Annotated in this window: 12 protein-coding genes and 1 pseudogene; 5 read left to right on the top strand and 8 right to left on the bottom strand. The window is 71.1% G+C overall.

Annotated elements, in window-relative coordinates:
• Nucleotides 1-157 precede the first annotated feature (157 nt).
• Nucleotides 158-394 carry a hypothetical protein gene (locus ACQP60_RS17895; protein ID WP_429735377.1) on the top strand — a complete coding sequence of 79 codons (237 nt, stop codon included), beginning with the start codon at nucleotides 158-160 and terminating at the stop codon, nucleotides 392-394.
• 88 nt (nucleotides 395-482) lie between these two features.
• Here ACQP60_RS17895 and ACQP60_RS17890 read toward each other — a convergent pair whose 3' ends face one another.
• Nucleotides 483-1,142, bottom strand: a complete 660-nt coding sequence (locus tag ACQP60_RS17890) for a GntR family transcriptional regulator (RefSeq protein WP_429735375.1) — start codon at nucleotides 1,140-1,142, stop codon at nucleotides 483-485.
• Nucleotides 1,139-1,795 (bottom strand): SGNH/GDSL hydrolase family protein, encoded by a 657-nt coding sequence (locus tag ACQP60_RS17885; protein WP_429735373.1) that lies wholly within the window; start codon nucleotides 1,793-1,795, stop codon nucleotides 1,139-1,141. The genes ACQP60_RS17890 and ACQP60_RS17885 overlap by 4 nt, the downstream gene beginning before the upstream one ends.
• 172 nt (nucleotides 1,796-1,967) lie before the next feature.
• Here ACQP60_RS17885 and ACQP60_RS17880 point away from each other — a divergent pair, with 172 nt between their 5' ends.
• Entirely contained in the window at nucleotides 1,968-5,792 is a 3,825-nt protein-coding gene (locus ACQP60_RS17880; protein ID WP_429735371.1) for an Ig-like domain-containing protein, read from the top strand.
• A gap of 92 nt (nucleotides 5,793-5,884) precedes the next feature.
• Here ACQP60_RS17880 and ACQP60_RS17875 read toward each other — a convergent pair whose 3' ends face one another.
• The 6 genes from ACQP60_RS17875 to ACQP60_RS17850 form a co-directional block, all read right to left on the bottom strand.
• Nucleotides 5,885-6,811, bottom strand: a complete 927-nt coding sequence (locus ACQP60_RS17875; protein ID WP_429735838.1) for a carbohydrate ABC transporter permease — start codon at nucleotides 6,809-6,811, stop codon at nucleotides 5,885-5,887.
• Nucleotides 6,812-6,822: 11 nt separating this feature from the next.
• The gene (locus ACQP60_RS17870; RefSeq protein WP_429735369.1) at nucleotides 6,823-7,803 is read right to left on the bottom strand and encodes an ABC transporter permease; all 981 of its coding nucleotides are present in this window, start codon (nucleotides 7,801-7,803) and stop codon (nucleotides 6,823-6,825) included.
• Nucleotides 7,804-7,873: 70 nt separating this feature from the next.
• Nucleotides 7,874-9,550 carry an ABC transporter substrate-binding protein gene (locus tag ACQP60_RS17865; RefSeq protein ID WP_429735367.1) on the bottom strand — a complete coding sequence of 559 codons (1,677 nt, stop codon included), beginning with the start codon at nucleotides 9,548-9,550 and terminating at the stop codon, nucleotides 7,874-7,876.
• 133 nt (nucleotides 9,551-9,683) lie between these two features.
• Nucleotides 9,684-10,892, bottom strand: a complete 1,209-nt coding sequence (locus tag ACQP60_RS17860) for an endo-1,4-beta-xylanase (RefSeq protein ID WP_429735365.1) — start codon at nucleotides 10,890-10,892, stop codon at nucleotides 9,684-9,686.
• Nucleotides 10,889-12,025, bottom strand: a complete 1,137-nt coding sequence (locus ACQP60_RS17855; protein WP_429735363.1) for a Gfo/Idh/MocA family protein — start codon at nucleotides 12,023-12,025, stop codon at nucleotides 10,889-10,891. The genes ACQP60_RS17860 and ACQP60_RS17855 overlap by 4 nt, the downstream gene beginning before the upstream one ends.
• A 14-nt stretch (nucleotides 12,026-12,039) precedes the next feature.
• Nucleotides 12,040-12,732, bottom strand: a complete 693-nt coding sequence (locus ACQP60_RS17850) for a ThuA domain-containing protein (RefSeq protein WP_429735361.1) — start codon at nucleotides 12,730-12,732, stop codon at nucleotides 12,040-12,042.
• 160 nt (nucleotides 12,733-12,892) lie between these two features.
• Here ACQP60_RS17850 and ACQP60_RS17845 point away from each other — a divergent pair, with 160 nt between their 5' ends.
• The 3 genes and pseudogenes from ACQP60_RS17845 to ACQP60_RS17835 form a co-directional block, all read left to right on the top strand.
• Complete coding sequence (locus ACQP60_RS17845; RefSeq protein WP_429735359.1) at nucleotides 12,893-13,891, top strand: LacI family DNA-binding transcriptional regulator; 999 nt, start codon at nucleotides 12,893-12,895, stop codon at nucleotides 13,889-13,891.
• 145 nt (nucleotides 13,892-14,036) lie between these two features.
• Entirely contained in the window at nucleotides 14,037-15,359 is a 1,323-nt protein-coding gene (locus ACQP60_RS17840; RefSeq protein WP_429735357.1) for an enolase C-terminal domain-like protein, read from the top strand.
• Nucleotides 15,360-15,461: 102 nt separating this feature from the next.
• A pseudogene (locus ACQP60_RS17835) lies at nucleotides 15,462-15,559 on the top strand (superoxide dismutase); the annotation flags it as partial.

Genomic DNA, 15,559 nt, shown 5'->3' with positions numbered 1-15,559 from the left:
CCCTTCGGAGCCGACCGGCCCCACGGACCCTTCGGAGCCGACCGGCCCCACGGCCCCGACCGACCCGACGAGCACTCCGGGCTCCGGCCGACCCGAGGGGGGCGGTACCGGCTCGGCGGCCGACGGCCAGCGCTCTGCTGCGACCGCGCCGGTGTACGTGAGCCACGAAGGCGTCGTGGTCGCGGCCGAGGACGCGACGGACCCGGCGAACCTGGGCGCGGCCGAACACCGCGCCGCGAAGGACCAGGCAGCCGTCACGGGGCCGGACCGGCTCGCGCAGACCGGCGGTGACGCCGACCTGCTGGCGGCCGCCTCGCTCATCGTCCTCACGGGCACGGGCCTCGTGCTCGCCGGACGGCGGCGTGGCGCCCGGGCCGAGGACGTCACCGACTGACGGCCCCAGCGCGCACCGGCCCCGCACCCTCTCGAGGGCGCGGGGCCTCTGCCGTGTCCGTCGTCGGGCCGGCGCGCAGGTCCGGTCCCTACTCGTCGTCCAGCAGCGTGCCCGCGGCGTGGGCCTCGAAGAGCGCGGACGCGGCGTCGGCGTCGCCGTCGTCGAGCACGTCGAGCAGGCTGCGGTGCCAGTCGGCCACCTGGTGCCAGTCGCCCGTGAACTCGGGGTCGCCGAGCAGGTGCATGGACCGCAGGCTGGGCTCGATGATGTCCCACATGCGCGGCAGGTAGGTGTTGCCGCTGGCCTCGATGACGGCGCGGTGGAAGCCGAAGTCGAGCTCGCGGAACGCGGGTAGGTCGCCGGCGTCGACGGCGCCGTGCATCTCGTCGATGACCTTCTCCAGGCTGGAGCGGGTCTCGGGCGCGAGCTGCCCGCACGCGAGCCGGCCGGCCAGCGCCTCGACCGCCACACGCGCCTGCTTGGCCTGCTGCGCCTCCTCGTCGGAGTACTGCGCCACGAAGTTGCCCTGGTGGCGCACGTGCGTCACCAGGCCCTCGTGGGCGAGCCGCTTGAGCGCGTCGCGCACGGGCGCCTGGCTGACCTGGAGGCGGCGGGCGAGCTGGGACTCGACGAGCTGCTCCCCCGGGGCGAGCTGCGACGTCTTGATCATCGACTTCACGAGGTCGTAGATCTGGTCCGACAGCAGCCCGCGCTCCAGGCCGCTGATCGAGCTGAGCGCGTCCGTCATCCGTGCAGCCTCACGTCGTTCCTCGGGTCGTTATCGACAATCGTTTGTGCGTCGTCAGCGTACGCCGCCAGCCAGGCGTCCGCGATCATCCGGGAGGCCGGGGGCGTGGGGTGCACGCCGTCCGGGGCGAGCGCCGCGGCGCCGCCGTCCCGGGCGGCGCGGGTCAGCAGCGTGTGCAGCGGCACCAGCTCGGCCCCGGTCTCGGCGGCCAGCCGGGCGACGACGTCCCGCTTGCCGTCGAGGTCCTCCAGCCAGCCGTGCTGCTCGTCGCGCACCGGGAGCAGGAACGGCTCGACCAGCACGAGCCTCGGGTTGCCCGGAACCCTCGCGAGCAGCCGCCGGTACGTGGCCTCGAAGTCCTCGGCGCTCGTCGGGTCGTCGGAGTCGAAGCGTCGCCAGGTCTCGTTGACGCCCACGTACACGGTGAGGACGTCGGGAGCGGACGCCGCGACGTCGCGCTTCCACCGCTCCTCGAGGTCGACGGCCCGGTTGCCGCCGATGCCGAGGTTGAGCACGACGGCGTCGGGCAGGGCCGCCGCCACGAGCGAGACGTAGCCGTCGCCGAGCGACGCCTCGTCCCCGCGGTCGCGGCCGGCGTCGGTGATGGAGTCCCCGACGAAGACGAGTCGTTCCGGGGTTCCACTGCTGGTCATGGGCTCTCCTTCGAGTGACGGACGGGTCCGACCGTAGCGGGTCCGGGCCGACGCCACACCGTTGTCAGCGATTATCGATTAATGTAGCCTGCCGGTGCTTGACGATCCGGGCGCGCCGCACCCGCGTCGCCCCGAGAACCCCGTGACCACACGAGAGGTCGGAGCACTCGCAATGAAGCGACCACTGTCAGCCCTGCTGCTGACGTCCCTGCTCGTCGCAGGGACGCAGACGGCAGCACACGCCGAACCGCCCCCGCACTCCGCGCCGCAGTCCAAGGCGGGGGCGACGTTCTTCGTCTCCCCCGACGGCGACGACGCCGCGAGCGGGCGCAGCGAGAACAAGCCGCTACGCACGCTCGAGGGCGCCCGCGACGCCATCCGCGCGCTCAAGGCCGACGAAGGACTGCCCGACCGCGGCGTCGTCGTCTACCTGCGCGAGGGCACGTACGAGCGCTCGGAGTCCTTCCTCCTCGGCGAGGAGGACTCCGGCACCGCGGACGCCCCCATCACCTACCGCTCCTACCCCGGAGAGCGGGCCACGATCTCGGGTGGCAAGGAGCTGCCGTACGACGGCTTCTCCCCCGTCACCGACCAGGCCGTGCTCGACCGGATCATCGAGACGTCCGCGCGCGACGACGTCCTCCAGATCGACCTGCGCGAGCTCGGCATCGACGACTACGGCCAGCTCAGCCGGCACGGCTACTGGAAGGCCAACGACGTCAGCACGACGCCGCCGATGGAGCTGTACGTGGACGGCGAGGACATGACCCTCGCGCGCTGGCCCAACGCCGGCGCCGCGAAGGACACCGTCCAGATGAACAAGATCGTCGACCCCGGCCCCACCAAGGACGACGCCGACCTGCAGGAGCGCGGCGGCACGTTCAGCTACTCCTACGACCGCCCGCAGTACTGGGGCGAGGCGAAGGACGTCTGGCTGGACGGCATCTTCGGCCAGAGCTGGGAGTGGTCGTACAACAAGATCGAGAAGATCGACACGGACGCCCGCACGATCACGCTGCGGTACGGCGAGATGTCCGGGCTGATGAAGACCTGGTACCCCGACTTCCACTTCGCGCAGAACCTGCTCGAGGAGCTCGACGCGCCGGGCGAGTACTACATCGACCGCGACACCGGGATGCTCTACCTGGTGCCGAACGCGTCGTTCCTGGCCGAGCGCGGGGCGCCGGTCGTCACGACGCTCGACGAGCCGATGATCCGCACGGACGGGGCGTCGTACGTGACGTTCGACGACCTGGTGCTGGAGTACGGGCGGGCCCTGGGCGCCGTCATCCTCGGCGGCAGCCACGTGACGATCTCGAACAGCGACATCCAGAACTTCAGCGACGGCGGCGTGTCCATCAACTCGCCGGGGCGGTACACGTACGACGGCATCCCGGTGAACCGGGGCGGGCGCGACCACGCGGTCGTCTCCAGCGACGTCCGGCACGTGGGCGGCGTCGGCGTGGTGCTCCAGGGCGGGGACAAGACGACCCTCGAGCCCGGCCGCAACCGCGTCGAGAACTCCCACATCCACGACTTCGCCTACTACCACAAGGCGTACAACCCGGGCGTGATGTTCGACGGGGTCGGCAACATCGCGCGCGGCAACGAGATCAACGACGCGCCGCACCCGGGCGTCATCGTGCACGGGAACGACCACCTGTTCGAGCAGAACGAGGTCTACGACGTCTGCAAGACGTTCCAGGACCTCGGCGCGATCTACATGAACTCCGGCGAGACGCCGCAGCAGCGCGGTCACGTGTTCCGGCAGAACTACTTCCACGACGTCGGCCTCACCAAGCACGGCGTCGAGGGCATCTACGCCGACAACTTCACGTGGGACCTGGAGATCAGCCAGAACGTCTTCGTGGACATGGGCAACGACGCCATCAAGTCGGGTTCTGCCGACTACATCGACGCCACGAACAACGTCTTCGTCGACACCACCGTGCCGTACGACAACTACACGCAGTGGATGGGCGACGGCGAGGGCAACACGGTCGACCGCGTCTACATGCCGAAGTGGAAGAAGGTGTTCGCCGACAACAAGGACTTCGTCGGCACGCCGTACCTGGAGAAGTACCCGGAGCTGGGCCACTTCTTCGAGGACAACCACTACTTCCCGAACAAGAGCACGTTCGCGAGGAACGTCGTCTGGAACCCGGACCGCGAGCGCAACCCCGACGTCAACGCCGAGGGGGCGCTCGACACGAAGAACCTGCTCAACTACGGGACCGGAGACGACGCCAACTGGGTGACGGACGACGACCCGGGCTTCGTCGACGCGGCGAACGGCGACTACACGCTGCGCGAGGACGCCGCCGTCTTCGACCAGATCCCCGGCTTCGAGGCCATCCCGTTCGACGAGATCGGCACGGACGGGCACGTCGGGCAGTCGCAGACGCCGGACAGCGTGGCCCTGGAGTCGCTGGTGCTGCCGGCGGACCACCTGGCGGTGAGCCTCGGCGACGAGGTCTCGGTGGCCGCGCAGGCGGTGCCGTGGAACGCCACCCAGCAGGCCGTCACCTACACCTCGAGCGACCCGGAGGTCGCGACCGTCAGCGCCGCGGGGATCCTCACCGCCGTCGCGCCCGGCGAGGTGACGGTGACCGCGGAGGCGAAGGCCGACGCGGCCATCCGCGACGAGATGACCGTGACCGTGGCCGCCGGCGACGGCGTGCTCCACTTCACGGACTTCGAGACGGGCGGCAACGGCTGGGCCACCGACCCGAACCGCGCGATCGTCGACGACGGCACCGGCGACCACGTCTACCGCATCAAGAACGGCGCCAACTCCCAGCTCGACCGGTCCTTCACGGAGTACGCGCTCGACTTCACGGTGACGACGCCGGCAGAGGTGCCCGAGGGCGGGCAGCTGCTCGTCTACGACCGCACGGGGGCCACGCCCGGCGGGTACGTGCGCTACCGCCACGCGGCGGCCGGCTCGACGTGGACGATCTTCGACTCCGCCTGGGGCACCGTGAAGGAGGTCAAGCTCCCCGCGGGCGAGGGGCTGGAGCCCGCCACCCAGTACGACGTGCGCGTCGTGGTGACGGCCGCGGGCGTGCGCGTGCTGCTCGACGGCGAGGAGGTCGTGGCGGGCGCCAACCCGGCGCCCGACGGGGCCGGCAAGGTCGGCTTCTACGTGCAGGGCTTCGCGTCGCTGGACTTCGACGACGTGCGGTTCTCCCTGGTGGGCGTCGACCCCGACGGCCTGACGCTGGCCCCCTCCGAGGCGACGATCGAGCCGGGCGAGACCCACCCGCTCGCGCCGTCGTTCACCCCGGCGGACGCCACGCGCACCGGGCTGGAGTGGACCTCGAGCGACGAGTCCGTCGCGACCGTCGACGCGAAGGGCGTCGTCCGCGGCGTCGCCGCCGGCACGGCCACGATCACCGCGACGTCGACCGTGGTGCCCGGCCTCGCGGCGTCGTCCGCCGTGACGGTGCGGGCAGCCGACCACCCCGTGACGCCGCTGGGCGACGAGATCCTCGATCCCGCCGCCTGGGCGCCGGGCGAGGGGATCACGGTGGCCGACGGCGCGGCCCACCTGGCGCCGCGCGGGGCGTGGAGCTTCACGCCCCGGAAGTTCGGCGACGAGCTGCTGCGGTTCGACACGTCCGTCGGCGCCTTCAACGGCGGCTGGTTCGGGTTCTCCGTCCGGTCGAAGACCGCCGGCGACCCCGTGTGGACCAACAGCAGCTCGGGCTACCTCGTGGTCATCAAGGAGGACGTCATCGAGATGCAGAAGTGGAGCCCGGCCGTCTTCATGGTCGACACGTTCCCCAACACCGTGATCGAGCCGAACTCGACCCACGAGGTGACGTTCGGCGCCGTCGACGTGGAGGGCGGCACCCGCGTGGTGCTGCGCGTGGACGGCGAGCCGGTGTGGAGCTACCTGGACGACTCGGCGGACAACCCGCTGGCCACCGACGGGTACTTCACCGCCTACCGACAGGGCCCCGCGGGAGAGATGAGCCTCTCCCCCGCGAGCTGACCGGAGTCGCCTTCGAGCAAGGGATCCGTCGCGCCATCCACCCGGACGGCGCGACGGATCCCTTGCTCGAAGAGAACTTCTCCTAGCTTCCCTCAGCCCTTGACCGAGCCCAGCATCACGCCGGACACGAAGTAGCGCTGCACGAACGGGTAGATGCACACGATCGGCACGAGGATGAGGATCATCGTGACCGACTGGATGTTCGCCGAGACGGCCTGCGTGGTGGACCCGACGGCCGCCGCTCCCTCGGACGCCGTCGTCGACGCGCCGGCGATGAGGTTGCGCAGGAACAGGGTGACCGGGAACAGGCCGTTCTGGTCGAGGTACAGGAACGCCCCGAACCAGTCGTTCCAGTAGGCGACGGCGTAGAACAGCACCATCGTGGCCAGCACCGCCTTGGACAGCGGCAGCACGATGCGGCGGAAGATGCCGAACCAGCCGAGCCCGTCGATCTGCGCAGCTTCCTCCAGCTCGCCGGGGAGGTTCTCGAAGAACGACTTCATCACGAGCAGGTTGAACACCGACAGCGCACCGGGCAGCACCACCGCCCACATGGTGTTCTTCATCCCGAGCGACGAGATCAACACGTAGTTCGGCACCAGGCCGCCGTTGAAGAACATCGTGAAGACGGCGACACCGATGAGCACGCCCCGGCCGCGCAGGTGCTGCTTGGAGATCACGTACGCGAACGTCGTGGTGAGCACCATCGCGATCGTGGTGCCCACCAGCGTGTAGACGACCGTGTTGCGGTAGCTGGTCCAGAACAACGTGTCCTGCGCCATCGCCCGGTACGTGTCGAGGTTGAACCCCACCGGCCAGAAGCTCACCATCCCGGCCTTGATGGCGCCGGGGCTGCTGAAGGACTGCGCCAGGATCGTGACGAACGGGTACAGCATCAGCAGGGACACCACGACCAGCGCCACGGTGTTGAACGCCGTGAACGCGCGGTACGCCCGGGTGTCCCGCGCGCCGACCGGCTTGCCCCGCCCGGCCCGCGACTCGCTGCTCGCCAGCGTCATACCGCTCTGCGTCACCACAGGCTTGCTCCCACCACTCGTCGCGAGATGAAGTTGGCGCTCAGCACCATCACCAGGCCGATGCACGCCTGGAAGAGGCCGATGGCGGCCGCGTAGCTGAGGTTGTTCGACATCAGACCCACCCGGTACAGGTAGGTCGAGATGACGTCGGCCGTGGAGTAGGTCAGCGGGTTGTACAGCAGCAGGACCTTCTCGAACCCGACGTTGAGGAACGTGCCGATGTTGAGGATGAGCAGCGTGATCATCGTGGGGCGGATGCCGGGGATGGTCACGTGCCAGGTCTGCCGCCACCGGTTCGCGCCGTCAATGCGCGCCGCCTCGTACAGCGAGGTGTCCACGGTGGTCAGGGCCGCGAGGTACAGGATCGTGCCCCAGCCGACGGTCTGCCACACCTCCGACCCCACGTAGATGGTGCGGAACCACTCCGGCCGCTGCAGGAACGGGATGCCCTCCCCGCCGAGCCCCTCGATGATCTGGTTGACGGTGCCCTGCAGCGACAGCAGCTGCATGACCATGCCGGCCACGATCACCAGCGACAGGAAGTGCGGCAGGTAGGAGATCGACTGGACGGTGCGCTTGAAGGCCTTCTTGCGCACCTCGTTGAGGAGCAGCGCGAGCACGATCGGCAGCGGGAAGCAGACGACGAGCGTGAGCGCGCCGAGGATCACCGTGTTGGTGAAGACCTTCCAGAACGTGGGGTCGTGGATGAACATGTCCACGTACCGCAGCCCCACCCACTGCTCGCCGAAGATGCTGCCGCCGGGCCGGAACTGCCGGAACGCGATGACGTTCCCCAGCATCGGGACGTAGCGGAAGACGACGAGGAACAGCACGGGCAGGACGGCGAGGGCGTAGAGCTGCCAGTCGCGTCGCAGCGTCTGCCGCCACGACCGCCGCGTCCTCGACCGCGGTGCGGGTTCGTCGACCACCGGCGGTGCCGGGTCGGCCTTCGCCCGGTCCAGGGTCGCGCTCATGTCTCACTCCTTCGTGAGCGGCCGGTGGCCGACGGCGCTGGGCCGCCGGCCACCGGCAGGGTCGGGACGGCTAGTTCTTCTCCGCGAAGCGCTTCTGCGCCCCGTTGACGAGGTCGAGATAGCCCTGGAGGTTCTGCCCCTCGAGCTCGCCCACGTACGCGTCCCACTCGGACAGCGGCCGGTCGCCGAGGATGAACTTCAGCGTGTTGGTGTCCACGGTGTCCTTGAGCGGCGTGGACATCAGCGACGACTGCTCCAGCTCGGCGTCGGTCAGCGGCGCCGGCGGGAACGGGTCGCGCGGCGTGCGCGTCGAGAGCACGGTGTCCATGTACTCGACGAACTGCTTCGAGTTGTACGACTCCTTGAGCGCCCGCGACTCGGTGGACTCCGCGAGGAAGGTCGAGAACCCGAGGTCCTTCTGCAGGTCGGTCTTGCCGTCCGGGTTGATGTTGAAGGCGTCGAGCGAGTAGTCGGGGTTGATCGTGATCGTCCCGTCGGCGTCCTTGGTGTACGTCTCGCCCTCGATGCCCCAGCGGAGCATCTCGCGGGCGTCCGGGCTGTAGTACAGCCAGTCGAGGAACTGGACCAGCGCCACGAAGTGCGGGTCGTCCTTGGCCTCGGAGCTGAGCATGAAGCCGTGCCAGAAGTTGCGCGGCTCCACGACGTCCCCTGCGGGCCCTGCCGGCGGGGCGATCTGGACGACCTCGAAGTCGGCGTCCGGGTCGGCCGCCTGGAGCGCCGTCTGGAACTCGATGGCCGTCCCGGCGGCGCCCGACGCCGCGAACACGGCGTTCTTCGCGACCTTCTCGGAGACGCTGCCGCCGCCGTTGCCGTCGTTGGACGCGGTGAGCGACTCAGGGTCGAGCAGCCCGTCCTCCACGAGGCCGTGGAAGTACTCGACCATCTCCTTGTACCCGTCGGACGCCGCGGCGTACTCGAACTGGCCGGTGTCCTCGTTCCAGAACGTGCCGTTGCCGAAGCCCCAGCCGGCCACGGTGCCGAAGGCGTGGGACGCGTAGTTGAGCATCGACTGCGCCTCGAAGCCGTCCGCGAGCGGGTAGGAGTCGGGGTACTTCTGCTTGATCTTCTCGAGCCCGTCGCGCAGCTCGTCCCACGTGTCGGGCACGGGGGCCCCGACCTCGTCGAAGACGTCCTTGCGGATGACCATCGAGAACACCGGCACCGACACCTCCTGCAGGCCCGGCACCATGTAGTACTTGCCGTCGTCCTGGCGGAGGTTGTCGATCATGTCCTCCAGGTCCCACTCCTCGACGTACTTCTGGAAGTTGGGCATGAGGTCGACGTAGTCGCTCATGGGGAGCACCGCGCCCGAGGAGACGAACGGCGCATCCTCACCCGTGTAGACGAGCGGGATGATGTCGGGGGCGTCGCCGGCGCTGATGAGCAGGTTGCGCTTCTCGGTGGCGTCGCTGAACGGGATGTTGGTGGGCTTCAGCCGGACGTTGGTCCGCTTCTCGATCTCGTCGAAGAGCTTCCACGAGTCCTTGATCGGCAGGTCCGGCCAGTCGGTCCACAGGATCGAGGCGTCCATCGGCTCCGTGGCCTTGAACTGCTGGTCGGCCGCGAAGTCGGTCATCGACCCCTCGGTGTTCTCCGAGCCGGCCCCGCCCTCCTCGCCGCCGTCGCTGCTGCATGCGGCGAGGGCGAGCAGCGACGTAGCGGCGACGACGGCCGCTCCCCGCTGCCACGCCCGACGGCGCCCCCACGGCGTCAGATCACGAATCATGTGTCTCCCCTTCGAGAACCCCGGGCCACGTCGCCCGAGGTGGCGCACCGTCGTCCTGCCCGGCCGCCGTGCGATTTTAGCGTTAAACTAGAGCGCCGCCGGGGGCCGGTCAACCCCCCGTCCGACACTCGGATCAGCGCGGCAGGCGCGCCTCGACCGCCCCCTCGCCCACGGCGAGGCCGACCTCGACCGTCCTCCCCCGGCACGACGCCTCGTACGTGCCCGCGAAGCCCTCCACCACGACCCGCCCCTGCGCGTCCGTGCGCGACGACGTCGCGGGCGTCCACCAGGCGCCGCGCACCAGGTCGCGCAGCGCGTCGTAGGCCGGCTTCGGCGAACCGTCCGCCCGCACGAGCCCCGCCGGGGCGCCGAGCCACGCCCCGGCGTCGCCCATGCCCCAGTAGGTGATCGACTCGACGGCCGGGTGCGAGACGAGCGCCGTGTAGTGCGCCGCCACGTCGTCCGCCTGCCGCTCCTCGCCCTCGGGGGTGGACGGCCACGCGGAGACCTGGAAGTCGTTGAGGTCGTCGATCTCGGGAGGCATGAGGTCCCCCGACACGAGCGTCGTCTCGGTCCAGTGCAGCGGCAGCCCGAATCGCGCGAACCGGTCGCTCACCTCGAGCAGCTGCTCGACGCCGCGGAACCCCTGGTGCATGTGCGACTGCAGCCCGATCGCGTCGATCCGCACCCCCGCCTCGAGCAGGTCCTCGATCAGCCGCTCGTACTCCGGCCCCAGGTCGAAGTCGTTGATCAGCAGGCGCGGCGACGTGCCCTGGCTGCGTGCCTCGTCCACCGCCAGCCGCACCATCTCGACCCGGCCGAGCCGGGCGGCCAGGCGGGTGATCGCGTTGGGGACGCCGTCGGGCTCGTTCGTGAACCGGGGCATGATCACCACCTCGTTGATGGCGTCCCAGGTGTCGATCAGGCCGGAAAGGTCCCGCACCTCCCGCCGCACCCGCTCGCGGAGCAGCCGCTCCGCCTCCTCGAGCGGCAGGGGGTCGAGCCACGGCGCCTTGACCGTGTGCCACACCAGGGGGTGCCCCTTGAGACGCACCCCGCGGTCGGCGAACCACTGCGCCGCCGCGGTGAGGTCGGCGAGGGCCGTCCGGCCGCGCTCCGGCTCGTAGCGCCCCCAGTACACGGGCAGGGTGGCCGTGTCGAACAGCCCCAGCCACAGGTCCTGGTAGGCGGCGTCCGCGTCCGCCACCTCGAACGCCGCGCAGCCGAACTCGAAGGCGTGACGCACCTGGCGCACCGTGACGTCCTCGTGCGCCAGCGGGCTGCCGTCGTGGTCCGTGAGCGTCACGGCGGTGCGGGTGCGGCGGTGCTCGAGCCCGGTCATGCCGCGCCCTCCGCCCGACCGCCGTGCCAGGTCGCCTCGGCCGTCAGCGGCACCAGCGGCGGCACGGTCGGCGCCGTCGTGACCTCCACGCGGCGGCCGGAGTCCGCCGAGTCGAGCAGGCCCGTCATGACCTCCATGACGTGCAGGCCGACGTCGCCGCCGGCGCGCGGGGACGCCGGCGCCGCACCCAGCCCGGCCGCCCCGACCATCTCCAGCAGGCCGATACCGCGGCCCGCGCCCACGAAGCCAGCGCTCGGCGGCAGCACCTCCCACTCCCCGCCGTCGAGGGTGCGCAGCTCCACGTCGCCGTCGAACCGGTTGGGGTCCGGCACGACGAGCGACCCCGCGGTGCCGTGCACCTCGATCGGCCGCGCGTGCGAGCCGACGGCGTCGAAGCTCACCGTCACGGTGGACAGCGCGCCGCTCGCATGGCCGAGCACGCCGGTCACGTGCGTCGCCACCTCGACCGGCACCCGCTCCCCCGCCCGCGGGCCGGAGCCGATGGTGCGCTCGTCCCGCGACCGCGACGCCGCTCCCTGCACCCACGCCACCGGCCCCAGGATCTGCACCAGGCTCGTGAGGTAGTACGGGCCCATGTCGAGCAGCGGCCCGCCGCCGCGCGCGTAGTAGAAGTCCGGGTTCGGGTGCCACAGCTCGTGGCCCGGTGCGACCCAGGTGGCGACGGCGGCCGTCGGCGTCCCGATCCGGCCGTCCGCGACGGCGGCCCGCGCCGTCTGCACCCCCGTGCCGAGCACCGTGTCCGGGGCGCAGCCGGTCCGGGTGCCCGCCGCGGTCGCCGCGGCCATCACCTCGCGCGACGCCGCCAGGTCCACCGCGAGCGGCTTCTCGCCGTAGCGGTCGACCCCGGCCGCCGCGCACGCCGTCGCGACGTGCGCGTGCACGCCCGGCGTCGTGAGGTCCAGCACCACCTGCACGTCGGGGTCCGCGACCAGCGCGTCCAGGTCCGCGGCCACCCGCGCCCCCGGCAGCTGGGCCGCGACCGCCTCCGCCCGCGACCGGTCCAGGTCCGTCACGGCCGCCACCCGCGCCCGCGGGTGCCCGGCCAGCGTGTCCAGGTACTGGCGGGAGATGACGCCCAGCCCGACGATGCCGATGCCGATGCCCCTACCCATGGTTCCCTGCTCCGTCAGCGGCTCGCCCACAGCAGCCCCCTCTCGACGATGGTGCGGACGGTCGGGTTCTCGAGCACGTCCACGGAGTGCCCCGGCGTCGCGACGAACACGCGCCCCGCGCCCCACTGCCGCGTCCAGACGGCGGGCGACGTCACCGGTCGGTGCCACGGGTGCCACGCCGGCGCGGGGTGGGTGGTGGTGGCGAGGACGTCGATGAGGTCGTCGTGCAGCACCCAGTACTGCTCGGTCTCCAGCTCGACGTCGTCCAGGCCCGCGGTGATCGGGTGCTCGCGGCCCAGGTCGGTGACCTCGACCGTGTGCCGCAGGTAGTTGTCGGTCTGGTCGCCGTGCCGCAGGTGCGGCTCCTTGCCCGGGTGGGTGGCGAACTGCCCGCCCACCAGCTGCAGGTAGTCCGAGCTGTTCCGGTAGGAGTCGGCGATGCCGCCGTGCCACCCCGCCAGGCCGGTGCCCGCCTCGACGGCCGCACGCAGCCCCTGCAGCGCGGGCCAGCCGATCTCCGACATCGTCACGCACTGCAGCACCAGGTCGGTCGCCGCCATCGTCTCGGCGTCGGCGTACACCTCGTTGTCCGTCTCGACCCGCACCTCGAACCCCTGCTCGCGCAGGAAGGGGAGGAACAGGTCCGTGGCCGCCTCGGGCTGATGGCCGTCCCATCCGCCGCGGACCACGAGCGCTCGTCGCGTCATACGTCTCCTTCGTCGTGCGTGCGTCAAGCCTTCCCGGGTCGATCGAGCGATCCGGTTTATCGTTAATCCGCGCCGACCTTCGCACGGCCGTACCGGAGCGTCAAGGCCGGTGCGACGGCGTCGCGCGCGGCCTGGCAGGATCACCACGAGGAGGTGGCGCATGGTCACGATGGGCGACGTCGCACGGGAGGCGGGCGTCTCGATGATGACCGTCTCCAACGTGCTCACCGGGCGCAAGCGGGTGGGCGAACCCACCCGCGACCGGGTGCTCGCGGCGGTCGAGTCGCTCGGGTACGAGGTCAACCTCACGGCCCGGCACCTACGCGCCGGCCGCACGGACACCGTCGTCCTCGTCGTGCCCACGTTCCACGACTACTTCGGCGAGGTCGCGGACCGGATCGCCCCGCTGGTCGAGGCCGGCGGCCGGCACCTCGTCGTCGAGCGCACCAGCGCGGACGCCCGGAGCGAGATGGAGTCGCTCAGCCTGCCGCGCCTGCGCATGTACGACGGCGTCCTCCTCTCGGTGGCCGGCCTGCACAGCGACGAGCTCGACCGGGTCCCGACGTCCACGCCGATCGTGCTCCTGGGCGAGCGGGAGGTGCCCGCGCGGTTCGACCACGTCCGCCTCGCCAACGTCGAGGGCGCGCGGCTGGCGACCGCGCACCTGATCGAGCGCGGCGCACGCCGGGTCGTCGCCCTCGGCGCCACCGTCGACCCGTCGGCCGGCATGGAGTCGGACCGGCGCACGGGCTGGGCGGAGGCCCACCGGGCGGCGGGCCTCGTCCCGGACGAGAGCCTCGTCGTGCCGGTGCCCGACTTCACCTCCGAGGCGGCGTACCACGCCGTCGTCCGGCTGCTGGAGGAGGGTATGGCGTTCGACGGCGTGTTCGCCGTCAACGACACCCTGGCGTTCGGCGCCGTCGCCGCGCTCGCAGAGCGCGGCGTCCGCATCCCCGACGACGTCCAGCTCGTGGGGTTCGACAACCTCGGCGTCTCGCGCTTCGTGCCGCCGGGGATCACCTCGGTCGACCCCGGCTACGACGCCGTGGCGCACACCGCCGTGCGGCTGCTCGAGCAGCAGATGGCCGACGAGGGCGCGCCGCACGAGCACGTGACCATCCCCGTCCACCTGGTCGAGCGGGGCTCGACGCGCGCCTGACGGCCCGAACACCCCCACCCCAATCCTCGGATCTCTCGGCCCGAGATGGCCGAGCCTTCGTTGCCGCGCCGAGGACTTCACCGGTAGGTTGGCATTAGTCATCCGATCTTTCCGCCACGAAGTTCCCTGCCACGAAGAGGTGCGCATGCCCACCATCACCGACGTCGAGATCACCGACGTCCGCTTCCCCACCTCCCGCACGGCCGACGGGTCGGACGCGATGAACGCCGACGCCGACTACTCGGCCGTCTACGTCGTCCTGCGCACCGACGGCACCGACACCGCGGGCGAGCCGCTGGCCGGCCACGGCCTGACGTTCACCATCGGGCGGGGCACGGACGTCGTCGCCCTGGCGGCCCGGCACCAGGCCGAGCGGCTGGTGGGGCGCGACGTCGACGACGTCGTCGGCGACATGGGCGCCGTCTACCGCGACCTCACCGCCGACAGCCAGCTGCGCTGGCTCGGGCCCGAGAAGGGCGTGGTGCACCTGTCGCTGGCCGCCGTCCTCAACGCGGCGTGGGACCTGGCCGGGCGCCGCGCCGGCAAGCCCGTGTGGCGCCTGCTCGCGGACCTCACGCCCGAGCAGCTCGTCGACGTCGCCGACCTGCGCTACCTCTCGGACGCCCTCACCCGCGACGAGGCGCTGGAGATCCTGCGCGCCGCCGAGCCCGGCAAGGCCGAGCGCATCGCGCACCTGGAGCGCCGCGGCTACCCCGCGTACACGACGTCGGCCGGCTGGCTCGGGTACGACGACGCGAAGCTGCGCCGCCTCACCCGTGAGGCCGTGGACGCCGGGTACCGGCACGTGAAGCTCAAGGTCGGCGCCCGCCTCGAGGACGACGTCCGGCGCCTCGGCATCGCGCGCGAGGAGCTCGGCCCGGACCGCACGCTGATGATCGACGCCAACCAGGTGTGGGACGTCCCCGAGGCCATCGAGTGGGTCAACGCGCTCCAGCGGTTCGACCCGCTGTGGATCGAGGAGCCCACCTCCCCCGACGACGTCCTCGGCCATGCCGCCGTGCGCGAGGGCGTCGCGCCCGTGCGCGTGGCGACCGGCGAGCACTGCCACAACCGCGTGATGTTCAAGCAGCTCTTCCAGGCGCGGGCCACCGACTACTGCCAGCTCGACACCGGCCGCCTCGCCAGCCTCAACGAGATCGTCGCCGTGCTGCTGCTGGCCGCGAAGTTCGGCGTCCCCGTCTGCCCGCACGCCGGCGGCGTCGGCCTGTGCGAGATGGTGCAGCACGTGTCCGTGCTCGACTACGTCGCCGTGTCCGGGTCGTTGGACGGGCGCGTCACCGAGTTCGTCGACCACCTGCACGAGCACTTCACCGACCCGTGCCTGGTGCAGGACTTCGGCGAGGGCGTGTCGTACGTCGTGCCGACCGCGCCCGGCTACTCCACCCGGATGCGCCCGGAGTCCGTGGCGGAGTTCCGGTTCCCGGGCGGCGCTGCGTGGACGTCGTGACCGTGGTGACCTGGGACACGTTGGCCGGAACACGTTGACCTCAACAAGGGTTCAGGTCGTAGCGTGACCAGCAACGACATCCGCGACGACGAAGGGGACGAGATGCCCGTCTACACCCTGCCCGACCTGCCCTACGACTACAGCGCCCTGGAGCCGCACATCAGCGGCAAGATCATGGAGCTGCACCACGACAAGCACCA

Origin of the sequence: Isoptericola variabilis (assembly GCF_050311655.1) — a bacterium.
Taxonomy (GTDB): Bacteria; Actinomycetota; Actinomycetes; order Actinomycetales; family Cellulomonadaceae; genus Isoptericola; species Isoptericola variabilis.
Note: the sequence above shows the minus strand (reverse complement) of the source record. Positions and strands in the feature narration are given on the sequence as shown.